Here is a 19,528-nt window from a genome sequence, read left to right on the forward strand (position 1 = left end):
CGAAAACTCACGCGGCTGCGGCAATGCGCAAATGATCGGCGATCCAGCGATCGAGATCGGCGAGCGCCAATGCGCTCATTGCCTGCTTCTTGGCCACCGTCTTCTCGTTGCCGCGCAGGCGCGTGCCGTCAGGTTTCTTCGTCGGCGCGGTTGCGAGCGGTGGAAACAGACCGAAATTGATGTTCATCGGCTGGAAGGAGCGCGTGCCCGGCTCGATGGTCTCGATGTGGCCGCCGGTGATATGGCCGAGCAGGGATCCGAGCGCCGTCGTGCCCGGCGGGCTCGCCAGTGTCTCGCCGCGCGCGTCGGCTGCCGCATAGAGGCCGGCGATCAGGCCAACGCTGGCAGACTCCACATAACCCTCACAGCCCGTCATCTGGCCGGCAAAACGCAGCCGCGGCTGCGCGCGCAGGCGCAACTGGCTGTCGAGCAGCTTTGGCGAGTTGAGGAAGGTGTTGCGATGCAGGCCGCCGAGACGTGCGAATTCGGCTTTCTCTAGCCCCGGAATGGTGCGGAAAATGCGCTGCTGCTCGCCGTATTTCAGCTTCGTCTGGAAACCGACGATGTTGTAGAGCGTGCCGAGCTTGTTGTCCTGGCGAAGCTGCACAATGGCGTAGGACTTGGTGGTGGGATCGTGCGGATTGGTGAGGCCGACCGGCTTCATCGGGCCGTGGCGCAAGGTCTCGGGGCCGCGTTCCGCCATCACCTCGATCGGCAGGCAGCCGTCGAAATAGGGCGTGTTGGTTTCCCACTCCTTGAACTCGGTCTTCTCGCCTGCGATCAGCGCGGCGACGAAGCCGTCATACTGCTCCTTGTTCATGGGGCAGTTGATGTAATCCGCCCCGTTGCCGCCGGGGCCGACCTTGTCGTAGCGCGACTGGAACCAGGCCACCGACATGTCGATGGATTCGCGATGCACGATCGGCGCAATCGCATCGAAAAAGGCGAGCGCGTTCTCGTCGGTCAGCTCGCGGATGGCATCGGCCAGCGGCGCGGAGGTGAGGGGGCCGGTGGCAACGATGACGTTGCTCCAGTCGGCCGGCGGCAGGCCTTTGATCTCGCCGCGGGCGATCTCGATCAGGGGATGGTCGTTCAGCGCCTTGGTAACGGCGGCCGAGAAGCCGTCGCGGTCGACGGCGAGCGCGCCGCCGGCGGGCACCTGGTTGGCGTCGGCCGCGCGCATGATCAGCGAGTCGAGCCGGCGCATCTCCGCATGGAGCAGGCCGACCGCGTTGTTGGCGGCGTCGTCCGAGCGGAATGAGTTGGAGCAGACGAGCTCAGCGAGCCCGTCGGTGCGGTGTGCCTCGGTCATGCGGTCGGGCCGCATCTCGTGCAGCACCACGGGCACGCCTGATTTCGCCACCTGCCAGGCGGCTTCGGAACCGGCAAGGCCAGCGCCGATCACGTGCACGATATTGGATTGGGGTCCTGTCATGGGGCGGACAGGTAGCGCTTTTCGGCGGCCAGTGGAATCGCAGAGATCGAGTTTTCTGCCGCTGAAAACGACAGCGCCCGCACGAGGCGGGCGTTATCGGTTCGTCCGGTGAAGGGCTGAACGATATCAGCCCTGATACTGGCCGGCGGCAACGCGCGGGATGTCCGAGCGATCGAGGCCGATGTCGGCCAGTTCGCGATCGCTGAGCTGGGACAGCTCGGCAACGTTGCGCTGATAATCCCGGAAAGCCTGGATCATGCGGATGAGCGAGAGCAGCATTGGTAGTCTCCTGTAGTTCGATTCAACCCTTGCCCGGGCGTCATCGTTGAAATGAATATAGGTGAGAGTAGTGCAGTGCGAAAGTTCCGATGTTGCGATGCAGCTAAGCGGTGAGCGCATGGCGGAGGTAAGGGACGATTAACCTGTCGGCACACCAGCCCAACTGCTAGGCGGAAGGAGCGGCCAGATGCAATAAAATACCGTGAAATCACGGGTTTATAGCAAACCATGCGGTTCCGATGCTGCTGGAAATAGGTAGCGTTTCCGTGACCTGCAAGACGATGCGCCAGCTTCTAAGCCCAAGTCTCTCATGCGCGAATCGCATGAATCGACGATTTATAGTAATGAATATTTGTTCACTATAACTTTGAAGGCGCTGTTGATCTGGAGGGTCGCCGCGACGCTTCTGGGGAGTTCAGCGGGACGGGATCTGCAGGAAACTGGCCTCGCCGATCGGCTGGAGGCGGGAGCCCTTCCCTCGTTGATGCAGTGCACACACGTCGTGCGTGCAGACCCGGATTACAAAGTTGTAATGAAAATCAGAAATTTCGCATGCGGCTCTGCGCGGCGCGCAACATCACGCAATTCTCGCGGGGAATTTATTGCGGCAAGTTGCCGCGTCGGCAGCAAAGTCATGTTGCAGATTCCGGCAATGTCGCTGGGTCTGTCCCAAGAGCAAGAGAAGGAAAGTAACATCATGACGAAGTTACTCGGGGTTATCGCAATTGCCGCCGTCGCATTCGCCGTCGCGCCGGCCCAGGCTGCCAAGCACAGCATGGGTGGCTGCAGCGGAGCCAACCTGGAGAAGACGGAGACAGCGATCGAGGGCATGCCCGACGGCGACAGCAAGTTCGTCGCCGAGAAGGAGATCACGGCTGCGCAGGACGCGCTGCTCAATGGCAAAATGGGTGTGTGCGGTGCGCACCTGAACAAGGCGATGCAAGCCACCATGGGCAAGTAAACGGGTAGGTAAACGCACACCCAAGAGAGGGCCGGTCGCGAGGCGATCGGCCCTACGCGTTTTGTACCCGAGCGGTGTGCCTTAAGGCGCGTGGGCGAGCTGGGTGGCAAAATAAGCCACCGTCTTCGAATAGACCTCGCTCTTGTTCCATTGCTGGAGGACCGCGAAGTTCGGGCTGCCCGGCTGCCAGTCCTTGCCCTTCTGCCAGCCATAGCCCGCAAGATAGTTCGCCGTGGAGGCCAGCACGTCGGGTGCGTTGTGCAGCAGGTCGCGCTTGCCGTTGCCGTCGAAATCGACGGCGTATTTCATCCAGGACGACGGCATGAACTGGGTCTGACCGAGCTCGCCGGCCCAGGCGCCCTTCATGTCGGCGGGTGCAAGATCGCCGCGCTGGACGATACGCAGGGCATCCATCAACTCGCCGCGAAATTGCTCGGCGCGACGGCAATCATAGGCCAGCGTCGCCAGCGAGCGGATCGTCGCGAACTTGCCGGTGTTGACGCCGAAATCGGTCTCGAGCCCCCAGATCGCAACCAGCACCTCGCCTGGCACGCCATAGGTCTGCTCGATGCGCGACAGCACCGAGCCGTACTGCTTCATCATGTTGGAGCCGCGCGTCATCCGCGGCGGCACCATGCGGCCGGAAAACTCCTCGAAAGTCTGGGTGAAGACCTTTTGCGATTTGTCGCGGTTGAGCACGCTCTGGTCGAGCGTGACGCCGGCAAGCCCGGCGGCGACCGCCTGTTGCGCGATGCCCTTGGCCACGGCCTCGGTTTTGAAGTCGGCGAGCCAGGCGTCGAAATTGCCCGAACCGCAGGCGACCGCGGAGAGCGCCGGTTCGGCTGACAGGATTGACGCGGAGAGGGCGAGGGCTGCGAGAGCGAGACGAGAAATCGTCAGGGTCATTCGAGTAAATTGATTCCGTGAAGTGACATGACCGGCGGCGGCAATCTCGGTTGTAACAGCGGCCAAAGCAAGGCGTATGACATCAACCGACCCCGCCCGGGGCGTCCGGGGCGGGATCGGTTGTAACAAGATCGTCAGGCTCTGGCCCTATTCCCTATTCCGCCAGGGGAAGAGGTTGGCGGGGAAGTCTGCCGCCGGCTTGCGCGGGCGCTGCGGCGGAGGCGGCACCGGCCGTGCACCGGGCTCGGAGACGATGACCTTGCGGTAGAGATGCCAGGTCGCGTGGCCGAGCAGGGGGATGACGACGGCGAGTCCGAGGAACGCGGGGATCGTTCCGAGCGCCAGCAGCACCGCCACGATCAGGCCCCAGGCCGCCATCGGCACCGGGTTCTTGGCGACGACGCGTAGCGAGGTGACCATCGCCTCCAGCGCGCCGGCATGGCGATCGAGCATCAGGGGGAATGAGACGGCGCTGATGCAGAGCGCAGCGAGCGCAAACAGGAAGCCCGTGCCGCAGCCGATCACGATCAGCCACCAGCCCTGAGATGTCGTCAGCACGCGCGTCACGAAATCCGACGTTCCGCTGACGCCTTCATAGCCGAATGCAGCAACATAGATCGCCTGCGCAGTCGCGACCCAGGTCACGAACAGCGCGAGCAGCAGTGTGCCGAGGCCGAGCATGGCGCCGAAGGAAGGCGAGCGCAGCACGTCCATGGCATCCCAGGCGCTGGCTTCTTCATATCGCTCGCGACGGCTCGAGAGCTCATAGAGGCCGAGTGCTGCGAACGGGCCGATCAGGGCGAAGCCTGCGGCCAGCGGAAACAGCAGCGGGATCACGGAATAGCCCATCGCGACGCGCGCGATCACGAGGCCGAGCACCGGATAGATCACGCAGAGGATGATGGCGTGGCTCGGAACCGCCTTGAAATCTTCCCAGCCGCGCTTGAGCGCGTCGTGCAAGTCGGAAAGTTGGATGGTTCGGATCACCGGTCCAGCCGCCTCTGCGGTCTGGCCCATCGTGGGGACATTGCCCTGGTAGAGTGTGGCCATGGTCGACTTGCTCCCTTGCCGCGCAGCCGAATTCGGCGCCGACAACGGCGCAAGCGGCCGCTTTCTGAGTTTTGCGAGTCCAACCAGACGCGAATTCCGGGTGGCATCGCGAGCTGAACGGAAAGCGTACGCCCATTTCCGAGTCCTGTCCCTCACGCTTGGGTGAGATTCGTTGCCGCAGTGCAACCGCGATGACGTCATCCGGTCGTCATTTCGCCGCAGATAAGCTCATGCTGTTTGTGGTTCGCGGAACTTCGCGGGCGCAACGACGTAACTTCGTCTATAAGTGCCCACTCAGGGCCTTCCAACGGATCCTTTTCGGGGAGCAGACATGAGCATTTTCGGGAAAATCATGGGCGCAATTTTCGGCAGCCATCCGGCTTCCGCTGCGCCCGCCGGCGGCGCACCCGCGGGCAGCGCGCCGGCAGGGACCGCATCGGCGCCTTCCACCGCGCCGGGCGCTGCACCCTCCGCCGCGCCCGCAGCGACCGTGGACGTTGCTGCCATCGTCGACAAGCTGGTGGCTGCCCAGAAAGAGAAACTGGAATGGCGGACTTCGATCGTCGATCTGATGAAGGCGCTCGACATCGATTCGAGCCTTGCCGCACGTAAGGATCTCGCCAAGGAGCTCGGCTATACCGGCGACATGAACGACTCCGCCAGCATGAACGTCTGGCTGCACAAGCAGGTGATGTCCAAGCTCGCTGCCAATGGCGGCAAGCTGCCGCCCGAAATCAAACACTGACCGAGGCGCATCGGTCGACGCCAAGCAACCAAAAAAGGGCCCGCGATCTCGCGGGCCCTTTTGCGTTCAGGCTACGAGATCCGCATCCTCCGGATGCTTGTCGAGATAGTCGACGACGAAGCCGCAGCCCGCGATGACCTTCCTGCCGTCGTGGCGGATCAGATCGAGCGCGCCCTTGATCAGCTCGGACGCAATGCCGCGGCCGCGCAGCGCATGCGGCGTCTCGGTGTGGGTGATGATGACTGCCGACGGCGTCAGCCGGTAATTGGCGAAGGCCAACTCGCCGCCGACATCGAGCTCGAAGCGGCTCCTGTCCTTGTTGTCGCGTACCGATGCCGCCATGCCTGATCCTTCCGAAGCGATGCTCATGCCCTGATCTAGGCGCCTGAACCCAGCCTTGCCAAGGCGCGACCAAGCGAGGTCGCTGCAGGGGAGATATCTGCAAAATGCGTGTCCTGCTCGCTCTCATGGCCTTCCTCGCCGTACTCGTCTCGACGGCGCCGGTCCAGGCAGCCGAGGGCGGTCCGGCCTGGGAGGCCTGTGTCGGGCTGACGAGCACCCCGGATGAGCGGGTGAAGGCGTGTTCGACCGTGATCGATGCCAGGAGCGAGACTGGCCGGAGGCTCGCCGGCGCCTACTGCAATCGCGGGCATGGCTTGACCGAGAGGCGCGAGCTCGATGCCGCGCTGTCCGACCTCGACGAGGCGGTCAAGCTCGATCCGACCTACGCCTGCGCCTTCAACAATCGGGGCCGCGTCTACGGCTTCAAACGCGATTATGATCGCGCCATTGCCGATTACGACCAGGCGATCACGCTCGATCCATCGCTGGCGATGGCCTACAGCAATCGCGGCGAGTCCCGTTTCAACAAGGGCGATCTCGACGGCGCCATTGCCGATTTCGACGCCGCGATCAAGCGCGACCCCAACTACGCCATGGCCTATGCCAATCGCGGCTACGTCTATGCCCGCAGGCACGACCTGGTCCACGCGCTCGCCGACTACACCACGCGGATCAAGCTCGCGCCCGATCTGCTCGCCTATATCGACCGCGGCAACGTCTATCGCGACAGCGAGCAGCTTGACCGCGCCGCCGCCGATTATGGCGAGGCGATCCGCGTCGCGCCGACGGATGCCCGTGGCTGGCGTAATCGCGGCATGATCAGGCTCTACCAAGGCGACAACAAGGGCGGCCTCGCTGACTACGACAAGGCCCTGCAATACGATCCCGCTGACGTGTTCTCCTGGAATAATCGCGGCCAGGCCAGGATGCGGCTCGGCGACAAGCAGGGCGCGATTGCCCATTTCCGCAAGGCGATGGAGCTGAAGCCGGGCCTGCAGACGGCGCATGATGCACTGCAGAAGCTTGGGGCGTTGTAAGCGGGCGTTCGATTGCCTCACCGATCAAAACGTTGGTCCGTCTTGCAATTGTGCGCCGGTTCCCCACGTCTTGTTACAGGACATACGCCCGAATGCGGCCGGCAGGGTTGCTAGACATTCGGAGTGTCATGATCGCCAGCCGCCGACGTATGCCTCTTTTGTAGGAGGTTACGATGTCGGACTTTGGTTTTTTGAATACTCATCGAACATGGGAAGACTGGTGTGGGATGCTGCTCGGCGCGCTGGTTGTCGCGTCGCCGTGGTTTCCCGTCCAGGATCGCGCGGGAATCATTGGAAACGAGATGGTGGTCCTGCACACGGTCGCGATCGGCCTCGTCATATTTGGCCTCAGTCAGCTCGAATATGTCGCGTTGCGGCGCTGGCAGGAGGTCGCGACGATCCTGGTCGGGCTGTGGCTCATCGTCTCGCCCTTGATGCTTGGCTATTCCGGCGAAGGTTTTCTCCGGATTTACCATACGAGTCTCGGCGCGGTGGCGGTGATCCTCGGCGTGCTCCAGCTGTGGCAGGACTGGGATCTGAGTGACCAGGATATGCTCAAGCACGGGCAGTAGGTCTTGGATTTCGGCAGGCCCGCTGCGCGGTCGGCGGGCCTGAGCCTGGTTATCTCTTCACCAGATCCGCATACTCCGGATGCTTCTCGATCCACGCCTTCACGAACGGGCATTCCGGGACCAGCTTCAAGCCGGCCGCGCGGACCTGGTCGAGCGCGCCTTGCACCAGCTTTGAGCCGACGCCCTTGCCACCGAGCTCTTTCGGCACGTCGGTGTGCTCGAAGGTAATGACATTGCCGTCGAGCTTGTAATGCTCGGTCGCGAGGTGGCCCTCCACCTCGAGCTCGTAACGGTGATGGGCCTTGTTGTTGATGACGTCGCTCATGATGTCTCCAGTCAGCTCTTCAGCGCGTCCGTCAGCATCTTGCGGATCGACCAGGCCTCGCCGTCGGACGAGCCCCTGATGTCGTCGATCTTCCAGCTGTTGGCCTCGCGCACAAAGTCGTAACGCACGATCTGGTCGGCGGGTTTACGGTCGTTGCGGTGGCCGGTGATGGTCACCGCGAGCGTCGCCTTGTCGGCCTCCGTCTTCTCCGCGTCAACCTTGAACGATTTTACGTCGGGTTCCTGCGAATTGGTGACGGGATCGAAATCGATCGGCCCGACATCGCCCTTCGGCGTATGGGCATCCGCCTTGGCCCACAACGCAACCAGAGCCTTGGAGAAATATTTTGCCTTCGCGGCCTTGTTCTCGGTGACGAAGGCGGCGCCGCCATCGCCCTTGCCCTTGGCGGCGCGGGTGTAGATCGCAGTCAGGATGGAGGCGGGATCGCTGGCGGCGGGCGCCTGAGCGAAGGCTGGCGTGGCGGCGGCGAAGAGGGAGGCGGCGATAAGGCTGCGGCGGGTGAGCATGGATTGTCCCTGAGATAAACGGCACGCGACCATAGGCCGGAATGGCCCAGTCAGCGCGGTATCTCAGTAGACCGAAGGACGCGCGGTTCGGTTCAATCCGCCGCCTTGGCGAGGCGCGAATCTTCCGGCTGAGGCCTGGCGGGGAGGCAGCCCTGGCAGATGACGAGCGAGCGATTGACCTTGGCGTCCTGCTCGGCCTCGATGCCGTCCTGAGCCTGCCACCACTCCTTCGAATAAGGCTGGAGCCCGGTTTGCGAGCTGGCGCGCTCGGATGCGGCGGCCGTGCGTGTTGCCCGCGATGGCTGGGCGGTGGTACGCGGCTGGTTCGGATCTGCGCCAGCGCCATCCCAGGCATAGCGCGCCGGTCTGAAGGCTGGATCGGAGGCGAGATGGGCTTGCGGGGACACCGCGCATCCGGCGAGCGCCAACGACAACAGCAGGAAGGCGGGCGCTTTGACCATGACGGGGCACTCTGTACGCAAGGACTGATGCAGGTTGCGCCGATCATGTTTAAAATTCCCTGAACGATTGCGGCTGCGCCCGCGACCAACGCGCATGCGATATCTGATCGTTCTGCTCACGATGCTCACGGCCGCCGCACGTGCCGATGAGGCAAAGCCGTTCAATCCCGCCGACTATCCGCCTGCCGTGCAGAAAGCGCTGCGTTACGCCAATGAGGAATGCGACAGCCAGGGCGGCGGCGCGGTGACCTTCGCGCCGGACACGGTGCGTCAGGTCGACCTGACCGGCGACGGCCGCGACGATTACATCGTCGATTTCCGCGACACCAAGTGTGGCGAGCGCGAGAGCACCTATTGCGGAACCGGCGGTTGCGTGCTGGACATCCTGGTGACGCGGCCGGACGGCAGCGTGCGCGCCGTGTTCGACGGCGACGTCCGCAGCTACAGCATCGTGGCACCCGCGATGAAGCGAGGTGCGGCGCGCGTCATCCGCTTCGACCTGCACGGCAGCTATTGCGGCGGCTTCGGTGTGCAGGCCTGTGTCAAGGAAAAGGCGATTACGGCGACGCCGTTCGAGTTCAGGAAACCGTAGGGCTGGTGCCCGGCCGGCGGTCTTGCTACGCCGCTCTCGATGACGATAAATGGGCTCCAATGAGCGGGCGGCTTGCGTGCCGTCTGCCGTCGAAGAGGAAGCCCGATGCAGCCGCTCCGCATGTCCCGCCGCGTCATGAATCTCGCCTATATTTTGACCCAGAATGCGCGGCGGCATGGATCACGCCCCGGCTTCGTCTGGGGTGACAAATTTTGGACCTGGCGCGAGATCGATGCGCAGGTCTCCGCATTGGCGGCGGCGCTCGCTGCGCGCGGCATTGCCAAGGGCGACCGCATTCTCGTTCATTCCAAGAATGGCGACGAGATGTTCTTCTCGATGTTCGCCGCGTTCCGGCTCGGCGCAGTCTGGGTGCCCACCAATTTCCGCCTGATGCCGGATGAGGTGGCTTATCTTGCACAGGCCTCCGGTGCGAAGGCATTTCTGTGCCACGTCGATTTTCCCGAGCACGCGGCGGCCGTGACCGGTGGTGCGCTGGGGTTCACCTGGAGCATCGACGGCAAGGCTTCGTTCGCCGAACGCTCGGTGGCCGACGCCATCGTTTCGCAGGCAGGCCAAATGGTCGACAACGTCGCGGTCGAGCATGATGATCCCTGCTGGTTCTTCTTCACCTCCGGCACCACCGGCCGCTCCAAGGCCGCGGTGCTGACCCACGGCCAGATGGGCTTTGTCGTCACCAATCATCTCGCCGATCTCACCCCCGGTGTTACTGAAGCGGACGCGTCGCTGGTGGTGGCGCCTCTGTCGCATGGCGCCGGCGTGCATCAGCTGGTGCAGACCGCGCGCGGCGTCTGCACCGTGCTGTTGCCGACCGAGAAATTCGATATCGATGAGGCGTTCCGCCTGATCGCGACGCACCGGGTCGGAAATCTCTTCACGGTGCCGACGATCTTGAAGATGATGGTCGAGCATCCCGCCGCCGACAAATACGATCATTCCTCGCTGCGTCACGTGATCTATGCCGGCGCGCCGATGTATCGCGAGGATCAGAAGGCCGCGCTGAACAAGCTCGGCAAGGTCATCGTGCAGTATTTTGGCCTCGGCGAGGTCACCGGCAACATCACCGTGCTGCCGGCCGCGCTGCACGATCCCGAGGACGGGCCGCATGCGAAGATCGGCACCTGCGGCTTCGAGCGGACCGGCATGCAGGTCTCGATCCAGGACGACGAGGGCCGCGAGCTCAAGGCGAACCAGAGCGGCGAGATCTGCGTGATCGGGCCTGCGGTGCTCGCCGGCTACTACGATAACCCCGAGGCCAACGCGAAGGCGTTCCGCAACGGATGGTTCCGCACCGGCGATCTCGGCCACATGGACGAGGAGGGGTTCGTCTACATCACCGGCCGCGCCTCCGACATGTACATTTCCGGCGGCTCCAACATCTATCCGCGTGAAATCGAGGAAAAGATCCTGACGCATCCGGCGGTCGGCGAGGTCGCCGTGCTCGGTGTGCCCGATGCGACCTGGGGCGAGGTCGGCGTCGCCGTCTGCGTCGCGCGCGAGGGGACGAAGCCTGTGAGCGAAGCCGAGATGGCGGCGTTCCTGTTGCCGAAGGTGCCGCGCTACAAGATGCCGAAGCGGTTCTTCTTCTGGGAGGCGCTGCCGAAATCCGGCTATGGCAAGGTGCCGAAACGCATGGTGCGCGACGAGCTCGAGGCGCGCGGGCTGCTCGATCTCGACAAGACCAAGGCGGGCTGAGTTGACGTGATGCGGAGTATCAAGCAGCCGGGCGCGCCCGTCACTGAGCGTATCCAATGGGTGGAGGCGAGGGGGCGCGCCTTTTCGTTCACGGTTGGAGCAGGCCTGCCGCTGCTGGAAGCCGCGCGCCGCGGTTTTGCGGCGGAAGGCTTTACCAGCGGTGTGCTGAATTTCGGCCACGGCGCGCTCGGGCCGTTTGGTTACGTGATGCCGGCGCTGTCCAAGACAGGCGAGAATGCGGCCTTCTACAGCGATACCTATCGACCGGCGGGGGTGACGCGCACCAGGCTCGGCAGCATGACGCTGGGCATGCGCGACGGCGCGCCGTTCTATCATTGCCACGGGCTGTGGACCGAGGCGGACGGCAAGGCGAGCGGCGGCCACATGTTGCCGGACGAGACCGTTGTTTCTGAACCCTTCGAGGTCCAGGCTTTCGGCATTGATGGTGCGATGTTCACGGCGGAGCCCGACCTAGAGACCAATTTCAAGCTGTTCGTGCCGGTCGCCGCCGCGCGCACCGGTGCGCGCACGACCAGCCGCGCCTTCGCGCTGCGGCTGCGGCCCAACCAGGATTTTGCCGGCTGCCTCGAAGCTTTCTGCAGGGCGCACGGCATTGCGCGCGCAAAAATCCACGGCGGCGTCGGCTCGACCATCGGCGCGCGCTTTACCCATGGCGGCGTGATCGAGCCGTTCGCCACGGAGCTGGCGATCACTGCTGGGACGATCGCACCTGATACATCCGGCGCGCTGGAGGCTGCGCTCGACGTCGCCCTCATCGACTATACCGGTGGCATCGCCGAGGGCCGCCTGGTCCGCGGCGACAATCCGGTGCTGATGACGATGGAGCTGGTGCTGGAGGCGCTGGAGTAACGCGAGCATACGCAGGGGAGCGTGATTGACCTTGCTCTCTCCGTCGTCATTGCGAGCGCAGCGAAGCAATCCAGAATCTTTCCGCGGCAATAGTCTGGATTGCTTCGCTTCGCTCGCAATGACAGAGAGTGATCACCACGGGCTGGCGCGCATTTTCGCCATGGCCAGATATGTCGATTCACTGAAGCCTGATGTCCCCGAGCTCGATCCCTGGAAGAGGTCGAGCACGGGCGAGTAGGTTTGGCTGGCGTTCTTCGCGTCATACATGGCCGAGAAACGGCTCAACAGCTTTGCAACCTTCGTGGGATCTCCGAGATCTTTGAGATTGAGGTATTTCTCCACGATCTTGGCCTGCTGATCGATCTGCATCGACGCCATCTGATCAGGTAAATCGAAGGTGGTTCGAAACACCTCCGAGAGAGCTTTGTCGGCCAGGATGTCGTATGCGGAGGTAATTTCCCCCGCCTTTCGCTGAAAGTACAGCGCAAGACGCACGCCGGGATTGGTATCGCCCTGCTGCTGCTCCAGGCTTTGCTCGAGATAGTTCTTCTGCGTTGCCAGGAATTGATCGCGCTTTTGCGGGCCCACCATTGGCAGGCGCGCGACATTGCCCTTGCTGTCAAAATTGAACGACGCCGCGATCTCGGCAAAGCGTGGGTCGCTCTCCGTGTTCGCGAAGCTCTTGGGATCGTTCAGATCGGAGGCGAAGATCTTCTTGAGATAGGCGGTGCTCACTTTCGCGGGGTCGAGACCCTTGGCGACAAGAATGAAGTTGACCATCTTTTTGTTCGCGAGGAGATCGGAAACGCTGTCGATGTCGCCTATCGACTGTTGATAGTCCGTCGCGTCTTTCTGGGCTTGAGCCTTGACTTTGGCCTGGTCCTGCTTGCTTGCATTCTTCAATTTTTCAATGACGTAGTCCTTGGCGATATCGAGGACCTCGGCCGAACCCTGGGCGGTCAGGGGTGTCGTCAGATTGCCCTTGGCGTCAAAGTTGAACGCGCGCGCGAGCTTGACGTATCGATTGTCCTTGAGCGTATAGACGTAGCTCTTGGGGTCGTTGAGGTCGCTTTCGAGAACAGCCTTCACTGTGGACTGTGAGACCTTTGTGGGATCGAGGCCTACGGCTGCCAGCGCGAAATTATACGCGCCTGGTGTGGACACGAGCGTCTGGAGCGAAGTCACATTGGGGATGAATTTTCTGAATTGTGCGATGACCAGAGCTTCCTGCAACGGGCTTGCCGCGGCATAGACGGCCGACTTGCTGTCGTCAAAACTCTGGGTCGTGCTGGCGATGTTTGCGGCGGTCTGCGCCGGGGTCCCCGTTGGAAGCGACCCGTCGGCCGAAAACTCGAACGCTCCGGCCAGATCCATGAAGTTGCCGGTCGCCGCAATGGCATCGTTGGTGCTGGAGATGGTGCTTGCGGCCGACTGCAGGTGATATTTTTCGACCAGTATCTGCACATTCAACTGGGCAACGTCGGCGCCGGGCTGCGACAGTTGCGCGGTGTAGTCGGCGATCTTCGAGCTGGCGTCGGTTGCGTCCGATTTGGCCTGGGCCAGCTGGGCGTTCAGGCCGTCCAGCTGGGAAGCGAAGGTGGTGTTGACGTAGCTGTTCGGATCGGACGGGTCGCTGGTCAGGACCTGCTTGATGGTGTCGCGTGGCCACTTGCTCTGGTCGATCCCGAATGCCGAGGCGACATAGTTGCGAAGACGATCGTCGTTGAGAAGCTGGTCGGCGCTGGTCACGCTGCCGATTGTGGCGTTGTAGTATTTCGTGTCGGCGGCAACAGCATCGACGTTGCTCTTCATGGCTGCCGTGTACAGCCCGATCATGTCGTCGGTCTGGTTGTCCGACTGCGCAACCTTCGTTTCACCGCCACCGAACGAAAATGCGGCGGCAAATTCCCGGTAGCGCTTGTCGATCAGCGTGTTGGCAAAGCTTTTGGCGTCCGAAAGATCGCTCTGCAGTACCTTCTTCATGAAGGCCTTGGCGTAGGCCATGTCTTCCAGGCCGTAGGCTTTCGTGACGTAGTGATACAGGCGGTAGTCATTCATCAGGTCGTCAACGGAGTGCACCTTGCCGATGTTGGCTTTGTAATAGGCAGCTTCGCGCGACACGTCCGATTGCTGCGCCACCCGCGTCAGGGTCTGTGCGAGATTGCGCGTGACGTAGCTATAGCCAAAATAGGTGGACACCATGGGGAATTCCTGACGGCTCGGCGGGGCTTGTCGGAGGGTCCTGGACGTCCGTCAATCATTGCCGGGTCGCAAGGCAGGGACTGGCCTCATGCCAGCAGACAGAAACATTGTTACAATTTATTGCTGCGATTCTGGGTAACAACTTTAGGTGTCGCTTGCGCCCAAGTGCCGCATCGCGCGGACCTGTTTGGCAAGCCACCCGCAAGCTTCGTGTTTTAATCAACATCTTGGAATTGCGGACACAGACTCTCATCCTCGCGGCGCGTCGTGCCCGAGCTTTGCGGTCGTCATCGCCCTCGAAAGTGCCGAGGGCGCAGGGAAGACCGGGTGCCGGCTGGCACCCGCGGTCCACTGTGCGATGGTTGCGCTACGAGAGGCTGCACAGCGGCATACAGGTGAAGCCAAACATCCGGCCTTCCCTGCGCAGTGGTTTGACGGCTTATGTCGTGATCTCCCCGGGGAGCGATGCACTATTGCCCCCGTCGCCTTGCAGATGGCTGACACACAGACCCGGTTGGGCGATACGCATCACCACAAGACTTGGCGCACAGGCTCCGGGCGCCAGGACCACACGATTTTGCCGTACGCCGATCACACCGGTCGTGCGCGCGACGGTCTCGCTCACGGTTGCCCGCCCTGCAAAACCCTTCGCGCCGATGTGACCCACGTCCACCACGTCCCATCCCGCGTGTCGTGACGATCGCGATAGCGCCCCTCGGCCGGGTTGGGATGGTCGGAATATGATGTATTTCCGAATTCGAGTAAAGCGAATTGTTTTGCCGTGGAAGCATTGACCATCGTCTGGCGTGTTTTGCCCGCCGGGCGACGCAAGGGCGTGTGGGGCGCGAGCGCCGCCGCCACGCCGAGGCCACGAAGCGGTCTCCCCACGGTCCGAAAATGCGTTACCATGGCCTCAGCGCGCCTCAAGTCGCGCATGGTCAAAGGACGAGGAAACGCGATGAGGAAGACGATCGGTAGGGCGATCGCCGGGGTGGCGGTGCTTGCGGTGGCCGGAATGGCTCTGACTACAGCTTGGGCTCATGGACCGACCCGGCAGAAGGTGCGGGAATCCATCGAAATCAACGCGCCGCCGGCCAAGGTCTGGGCGGTGATCGGCAATTTTCAGGACATGAGCTGGCTCCCGCCTGTGACCAAGACCGAGGGCGAGAAGGGCAACGACATTGAAGCGACGCGGCGGCTGACCCTGACGGGAGGTGCCACCGTCGACGAGGAGCTCTACAAGTTCGACGCCGCCGCGATGACCTATTCCTATCGGATCACCAAAGTCGACGTGAAGGTGCTGCCGGTCACCAATTATTCCTCGACGCTCACGGTGACGCCGAGCGCCGACGGCAAGGGCACGACGCTGGAATGGGCCGGCGCGTTCTACCGGGGCTTTCCCAACAACGATCCGCCGCCGGAGCTGAGCGACGAAGCCGCGGTCAAGGCGGTGAAGGGGCTTTATCAGACCGGCCTCGAAGCGCTGAAGAAGAAGATCGAGAGCGGAAGCTGACCGTGCGGGCCCTGGTCCTGGCGGCGCTCGCCGCCAGTCTAGCTAGCGTCAGCGGCGCCTCTGCCGAAGAGGCGTTCGTCACCAATCAGCTCAGCGACGATCTGATGGTCGTGGACCTCGCGACGGCGCGTAGCGTCGCGACCATCCCGATCGGCGGCAAGCCGGCCGGCGTGGCCGTCACCGTGGACGGCCGCTTTGCCTATGTCACGAGCCCGGACGCCAAGGCGGTGACGGTGGTGGACGCCGCAACGCGGCAGGTCGCCGGCCGTATCGAGGTCGGCGGCGGGCCGCTCGGCATTGCCGTCTCGCCCGACGGAAAGACGGTCTATGTCGCCGACTGGTATGCGGCTGTGGTGCGGGTGATCGATGCGGCGTCGCGCAGCGTGACCGCCAGCGTCGCGGTCGGCGCCTCGCCGTCGGGGCTCGCGGTGACGCCGGACGGCAAGCTGCTGCTCTCGGCGGACCGTGACGACGACAGCGTTTCGGTGGTGGACACCGCGACGCGCGAGCGCAAGGCGGTCATCAAGGTCGGCACCCGTCCGTTCGGTGTCACCATCGACGCCGAGGGCAACCGCGCCTACACCGCCAATGTCGGCTCCAACGACGTCTCCGTGATCGATATCGCAGGCGGCACCGAGATCGGCCGCGTGCCGGTCGGGATGCGGCCCTATGCGGTGGCGCTGACGCAGGGGCGCGGTTTCGTCACCGACCAATATGGCGGCACGGTGAGCGTGTTCGATGTCGCGACATTGAAGCCGGTCAAGCGCATCAATGTCGGCGACTATCCCGAGGGCATCAACGCGACCGCCGACGGCAAGCGCATCATCGTCGCCTGCTGGGAGAGCAACACGCTCGATATCATCGATGCGGCCGAGCTGAAGGTGATCGGCGAGGTCAAGACCGGCGACGGCCCGCGCGCATTCGGGGCGTTCTTGCGGAAGACGGAGTAGGGCGGATTAACGCACGCTGCCTTAGGGTGGGCAAAGGCGCAACGCGCCGTGCCCACGAGACTATCGGTGGGCACGCTGCGCTTTGCCCACCCTACGGCACCTTCGATGCCGCAAAATCGCGCAGCTTCACGAAAAAATCCTTCAGGATCGGATTGCGATCCACATAGGTCACGTAGCGGATCGGGTGCCGCCGTCGGTCGACGCTCCAGGTCATCTGATCGGTGAGAACCGGGGCAGGGATGATCACACTCGGCGCCCACAATGGATTGAGCAGCCAGCCGACCGGCGCCATGTCCCAGATCTCCTTGGCCCAGCCCATGTGATCCTCGGAATATTCCTTGAACCTCTGAGCGAGGAACGCGCCGATGCTGCCATGCGGCTCGACGTAGCGCTCGATCTCCGGCACCGTCGAATGAAGACGCGAGGTGACGCCCCTGCACGGCACCAGCACGAGCGGGACGCCGCTGTCGAGCAACACCTGCGCGCCGCCGACGTCCTGCTTGAGGTTGAACTCGATGGTGTCAGGCCATTCCAGCGCATGGCCGCCGAGCCACACCACCACGATGAGGTCGATGATATCGGGCGCCTTGAGCAGCGCCGAGGCGACGTTGCTGATGGCGCCGATGGCGATGACGTAGAGCGGGTTGTCCGGCGAGCCTGCACGGGCCCGGGCGACGAGGTCGTCTACGGCGGGGGCTGGCCGGGCCATCTTGCCGGGGCCGACATAGTCGATGACGCCGCGATGCACCAGGCCATCCGGCGCAACGTTCAGGCGCTCCAGCAGGCGCAGGATTTCCTGATAGCTCAACTCCATGCCGTGGCCGGGACTGTCCGCACGCGCATTGAAGAACGGCGCGGCGTAGATCGCCTCGACGTCGAACCGCTCCGGCGACAGCAGCATCTGCACCAGCGCGAACTGGTCGTCGATTTCGTTGTAAGTGTCGGTGTCGAGCACGACGCGCAAGCGGCCGGCCGGCGGAGTGAGGAGCTTGAGGCGGGCTGCGTCCGTGAGTGTCATTACCGTCTCCCCAGCGGGCTCTTGTGCTTCAGATTTTTGCCGGCGTCCGGCCGACCGCATCCGCGATCTCATCCATCTGCGCGAACATGTAGTCCGGTGCAAGCGCCTGCAATGCTGCAGGCGCTGCATAACCCCAGCTGACCGCGCCGCAGGCGATGCCCACCGCGCGCGCCGCCTCGATGTCGCGGACCTCATCGCCGATCGAGATGACTTTGGTCGGCTCCACGGCGGCGCGCCGCATCACCCGGCGGAATTTGGCCGGTTTGCCGAACACCGAAGCCGCGCAGTCGAAATGCGAGAAAAGGGAGGCGACGTCGCCGAGCTTGGCCTTCGCATTGACCTCGCTGTCCGACGTCACCAGCGCAAGCTGCACGCCGTTCCCGGAGAGTGTCCGCAGCATCGCTTCGGCGCCCGCAAACAGCGAAATCTCCGCCGCCGCTTCGCCCTTCAGCCGCCGCGCATGACGCGCGATCGCCGGCAGCTTCCACAAGGGCACTTCGAGCCGGGAGAGAATCTCCCGTGTCGAGGCATGCCGTAGCCCCTCGACATCCTCATCCCGAACGCGGCGAAAGCCGAAGCGATCGGCAACGTCGTTGATGGTGCGCAGGAACCAGGGGAAGCTGTCGACGAGGGTGCCGTCGAGGTCGAAGATGGCGAGGGAATAGGGCATGGAGGAGGGGGAGTTCGCTGACAAGCAGTGTGGCGTGCAATTGTTCGGCAGAATTCGAGTATAGCCATGCGGCATGAGCGTATTGAAATCAACCCGGCGATCATAGACGGCAATTGTCACCGCAACTTGCGGACGTGAACATTGATATCAAGATCGATGTTGCTGACGCAGGTCTGAGTGGTTCGGTGAGAGCCACCCTCGTGCCAGCGGCCCTCGTAGACGCATGTCACCTGTTGCTCGGCGAGGATGGCTTTGCGGAAGAGCGTATAGTTGCGACTGCGCATTGCTCTATCGAGGTCGGTGATCTGGCCCTGTCGAATATGACGCAACAGGGCATGGAAAGAAGAAGCCGGTCCGCTCTAGGATTTCCACACGGTCTCCTCGGTCCATCCGAGGTCGGCGAACTCGGCTGCCCTGAGTGGCGCTTCACCCTCCGCGAAGAACTCATCAAGCTGAGGCGGCGCGACGGCCGTTTCCGACAGCATGGCGTGCACCTGCCCGCGGTGATGGATCTGGTGCTGGAACAGATGCATCAGCAGCCGATCTCGGCGTTCGACCTGGACGGATGTGTTGCGATTGATCCGGACGAAGCCGTCGAGAAGCTCGGGCGTCAGCGCATCGCAAATGGAGAGCAGGCGCTTGTCCATGGCGGCCTGGGCCGGCTCCAGCTCGGAAAGCGAGGGATACGGCACCTCGTTCTCCCAGGCGCGCGGTCCGAGCCAGCCGTCCTCCAGTGCATCGATGTAGAAGAGATCGATGACATAGATGTGGTTCAGTGTGCGTTGAACGCTCGGGAAGAAGCCGGTTCGCCCGGCTTCGAACTCGGCCTGGCTGAGACCGGCGCAAGCGGTGAGAAGGCGATGGTTCGCCCACGCATTGTTGTGGGCGAAGGCGCGATAGGTTTGCACAAGTCCAGCGGACATGTCGGTCTTCCTCCGGGATCAACGCCAAACCGCCTGCACGTTCCGATCCTACGAGCTTTCACTGGATCGAAGTAGCCACAAGACCTGGTCACGGTATTGGGCTGGGAAAACGATCGAAAGCGGATGTTGCTCCGACCTCGACATCTTGCGGGTGGCGCTGTTCAGTATGGCAACGTAGACGATTGCGTTCCGTACATCGTCAACGAGCGGCAGGTCGTCGTGTTTCACGAGTACCCGGCCAGTTGGCAACCAGGATAGATCGCAGATGCACTCCTCGAGCGCATCCCAATTTCCTCCAAAATAGTCCGGAAATCTGAGTTGCGTCGCGATCGTGGCTAGAAGCGCCGTCTTGTGCGCGATCTTTCTAGGGACGTTGGCGCGTACGGCAGCGTCGGGAGATGCGACATCATCTCCAAATTCAAAACCGTACGGCATCG

22 protein-coding genes are annotated in these 19,528 nt (G+C 63.0%); 9 read left to right on the forward strand and 13 right to left on the reverse strand.

The features are described from left to right. Positions 1 to 7: 7 nt before the first annotated feature. Together trmFO and QA645_RS21025 are read right to left on the reverse strand one after the other, a co-directional pair. Positions 8 to 1,435, reverse strand: coding sequence for a methylenetetrahydrofolate--tRNA-(uracil(54)-C(5))-methyltransferase (FADH(2)-oxidizing) TrmFO (gene trmFO / locus QA645_RS21020; RefSeq protein ID WP_254193851.1), 1,428 nt, complete (start codon positions 1,433 to 1,435; stop codon positions 8 to 10). A 126-nt stretch (positions 1,436 to 1,561) separates the two neighbouring features. Beyond that, positions 1,562 to 1,714 (reverse strand): DUF1127 domain-containing protein, encoded by a 153-nt coding sequence (locus QA645_RS21025; protein WP_007590701.1) that lies wholly within the window; start codon positions 1,712 to 1,714, stop codon positions 1,562 to 1,564. Positions 1,715 to 2,348: 634 nt separating this feature from the next. On the opposite strand from QA645_RS21025, the gene QA645_RS21030 reads away from it, so the two are divergent. Then, entirely contained in the window at positions 2,349 to 2,675 is a 327-nt protein-coding gene (locus QA645_RS21030; RefSeq protein WP_254131661.1) for a hypothetical protein, read from the forward strand. Between the two features lie 81 nt (positions 2,676 to 2,756). On the opposite strand, the gene QA645_RS21035 is transcribed toward QA645_RS21030, so the two are convergent. Both QA645_RS21035 and QA645_RS21040 read right to left on the reverse strand, forming a co-directional pair. After that, positions 2,757 to 3,581 (reverse strand): lytic murein transglycosylase, encoded by an 825-nt coding sequence (locus tag QA645_RS21035; protein ID WP_283052765.1) that lies wholly within the window; start codon positions 3,579 to 3,581, stop codon positions 2,757 to 2,759. A 147-nt stretch (positions 3,582 to 3,728) separates the two neighbouring features. Next, positions 3,729 to 4,631, reverse strand: a complete 903-nt coding sequence (locus tag QA645_RS21040; RefSeq protein ID WP_283052767.1) for a DUF2189 domain-containing protein — start codon at positions 4,629 to 4,631, stop codon at positions 3,729 to 3,731. Between the two features lie 331 nt (positions 4,632 to 4,962). On the opposite strand from QA645_RS21040, the gene QA645_RS21045 reads away from it, so the two are divergent. Beyond that, on the forward strand, positions 4,963 to 5,376 hold the full coding sequence (locus tag QA645_RS21045) for a DUF3597 domain-containing protein (RefSeq protein ID WP_283052769.1): 414 nt from the start codon (positions 4,963 to 4,965) through the stop codon (positions 5,374 to 5,376). Between the two features lie 66 nt (positions 5,377 to 5,442). Here QA645_RS21045 and QA645_RS21050 read toward each other — a convergent pair whose 3' ends face one another. Continuing rightward, on the reverse strand, positions 5,443 to 5,718 hold the full coding sequence (locus QA645_RS21050) for a GNAT family N-acetyltransferase (RefSeq protein ID WP_283053281.1): 276 nt from the start codon (positions 5,716 to 5,718) through the stop codon (positions 5,443 to 5,445). 104 nt (positions 5,719 to 5,822) lie between these two features. On the opposite strand from QA645_RS21050, the gene QA645_RS21055 reads away from it, so the two are divergent. Further along, positions 5,823 to 6,755 (forward strand): tetratricopeptide repeat protein, encoded by a 933-nt coding sequence (locus QA645_RS21055; protein WP_283052770.1) that lies wholly within the window; start codon positions 5,823 to 5,825, stop codon positions 6,753 to 6,755. 173 nt (positions 6,756 to 6,928) lie between these two features. After that, positions 6,929 to 7,327, forward strand: coding sequence for an SPW repeat protein (locus QA645_RS21060; RefSeq protein WP_254193848.1), 399 nt, complete (start codon positions 6,929 to 6,931; stop codon positions 7,325 to 7,327). Between the two features lie 49 nt (positions 7,328 to 7,376). Here QA645_RS21060 and QA645_RS21065 read toward each other — a convergent pair whose 3' ends face one another. The 3 genes from QA645_RS21065 to QA645_RS21075 all read right to left on the reverse strand — a co-directional run bounded on the left by QA645_RS21065 (position 7,377) and on the right by QA645_RS21075 (position 8,640). Next, the gene (locus tag QA645_RS21065) at positions 7,377 to 7,652 is read right to left on the reverse strand and encodes a GNAT family N-acetyltransferase (protein ID WP_254131656.1); all 276 of its coding nucleotides are present in this window, start codon (positions 7,650 to 7,652) and stop codon (positions 7,377 to 7,379) included. Positions 7,653 to 7,663: 11 nt separating this feature from the next. Beyond that, positions 7,664 to 8,179 (reverse strand): DUF3828 domain-containing protein, encoded by a 516-nt coding sequence (locus QA645_RS21070; protein ID WP_283052774.1) that lies wholly within the window; start codon positions 8,177 to 8,179, stop codon positions 7,664 to 7,666. A 92-nt stretch (positions 8,180 to 8,271) separates the two neighbouring features. Beyond that, a complete protein-coding gene (locus QA645_RS21075; RefSeq protein ID WP_283052776.1) occupies positions 8,272 to 8,640 on the reverse strand; it encodes a hypothetical protein in 369 nt (122 codons plus the stop codon). A gap of 94 nt (positions 8,641 to 8,734) precedes the next feature. Between QA645_RS21075 and QA645_RS21080 the strand changes: the two genes are divergently transcribed. The 3 genes from QA645_RS21080 (at position 8,735) to QA645_RS21090 (ending at position 11,815) form a co-directional block, all read left to right on the forward strand. After that, a complete protein-coding gene (locus tag QA645_RS21080; RefSeq protein WP_283052778.1) occupies positions 8,735 to 9,232 on the forward strand; it encodes a hypothetical protein in 498 nt (165 codons plus the stop codon). A gap of 105 nt (positions 9,233 to 9,337) precedes the next feature. After that, complete coding sequence (locus tag QA645_RS21085) at positions 9,338 to 10,945, forward strand: acyl-CoA synthetase (protein ID WP_283052780.1); 1,608 nt, start codon at positions 9,338 to 9,340, stop codon at positions 10,943 to 10,945. Between the two features lie 9 nt (positions 10,946 to 10,954). Next, positions 10,955 to 11,815 carry a DUF296 domain-containing protein gene (locus tag QA645_RS21090; protein ID WP_283052782.1) on the forward strand — a complete coding sequence of 287 codons (861 nt, stop codon included), beginning with the start codon at positions 10,955 to 10,957 and terminating at the stop codon, positions 11,813 to 11,815. Between the two features lie 132 nt (positions 11,816 to 11,947). Here QA645_RS21090 and QA645_RS21095 read toward each other — a convergent pair whose 3' ends face one another. Further along, positions 11,948 to 14,017: a DUF1217 domain-containing protein gene (locus tag QA645_RS21095; protein ID WP_283052784.1), complete on the reverse strand. Its 2,070-nt coding sequence runs from the start codon at positions 14,015 to 14,017 to the stop codon at positions 11,948 to 11,950. A 958-nt stretch (positions 14,018 to 14,975) separates the two neighbouring features. Here QA645_RS21095 and QA645_RS21100 point away from each other — a divergent pair. Both QA645_RS21100 and QA645_RS21105 read left to right on the forward strand, forming a co-directional pair. After that, positions 14,976 to 15,530, forward strand: a complete 555-nt coding sequence (locus tag QA645_RS21100) for an SRPBCC family protein (protein WP_283052787.1) — start codon at positions 14,976 to 14,978, stop codon at positions 15,528 to 15,530. Positions 15,531 to 15,532: 2 nt separating this feature from the next. Continuing rightward, complete coding sequence (locus QA645_RS21105) at positions 15,533 to 16,480, forward strand: cytochrome D1 domain-containing protein (RefSeq protein WP_283052789.1); 948 nt, start codon at positions 15,533 to 15,535, stop codon at positions 16,478 to 16,480. 91 nt (positions 16,481 to 16,571) lie between these two features. Here QA645_RS21105 and QA645_RS21110 read toward each other — a convergent pair whose 3' ends face one another. The 4 genes from QA645_RS21110 to QA645_RS21125 all read right to left on the reverse strand — a co-directional run bounded on the left by QA645_RS21110 (position 16,572) and on the right by QA645_RS21125 (position 19,526). Continuing rightward, a complete protein-coding gene (locus QA645_RS21110) occupies positions 16,572 to 17,498 on the reverse strand; it encodes a nucleoside hydrolase (RefSeq protein WP_283052791.1) in 927 nt (308 codons plus the stop codon). 28 nt (positions 17,499 to 17,526) lie between these two features. Next, positions 17,527 to 18,168 carry an HAD-IA family hydrolase gene (locus tag QA645_RS21115; protein WP_283052793.1) on the reverse strand — a complete coding sequence of 214 codons (642 nt, stop codon included), beginning with the start codon at positions 18,166 to 18,168 and terminating at the stop codon, positions 17,527 to 17,529. A gap of 359 nt (positions 18,169 to 18,527) precedes the next feature. Then, positions 18,528 to 19,091: a DinB family protein gene (locus tag QA645_RS21120; protein ID WP_283052795.1), complete on the reverse strand. Its 564-nt coding sequence runs from the start codon at positions 19,089 to 19,091 to the stop codon at positions 18,528 to 18,530. Positions 19,092 to 19,139: 48 nt separating this feature from the next. Next, complete coding sequence (locus QA645_RS21125; protein WP_283052797.1) at positions 19,140 to 19,526, reverse strand: barstar family protein; 387 nt, start codon at positions 19,524 to 19,526, stop codon at positions 19,140 to 19,142. Between the last annotated feature and the right edge of the window lie 2 nt (positions 19,527 to 19,528).

It is taken from the genome of Bradyrhizobium sp. CIAT3101 (assembly GCF_029714945.1).
Taxonomy (GTDB): domain Bacteria; phylum Pseudomonadota; class Alphaproteobacteria; order Rhizobiales; family Xanthobacteraceae; genus Bradyrhizobium.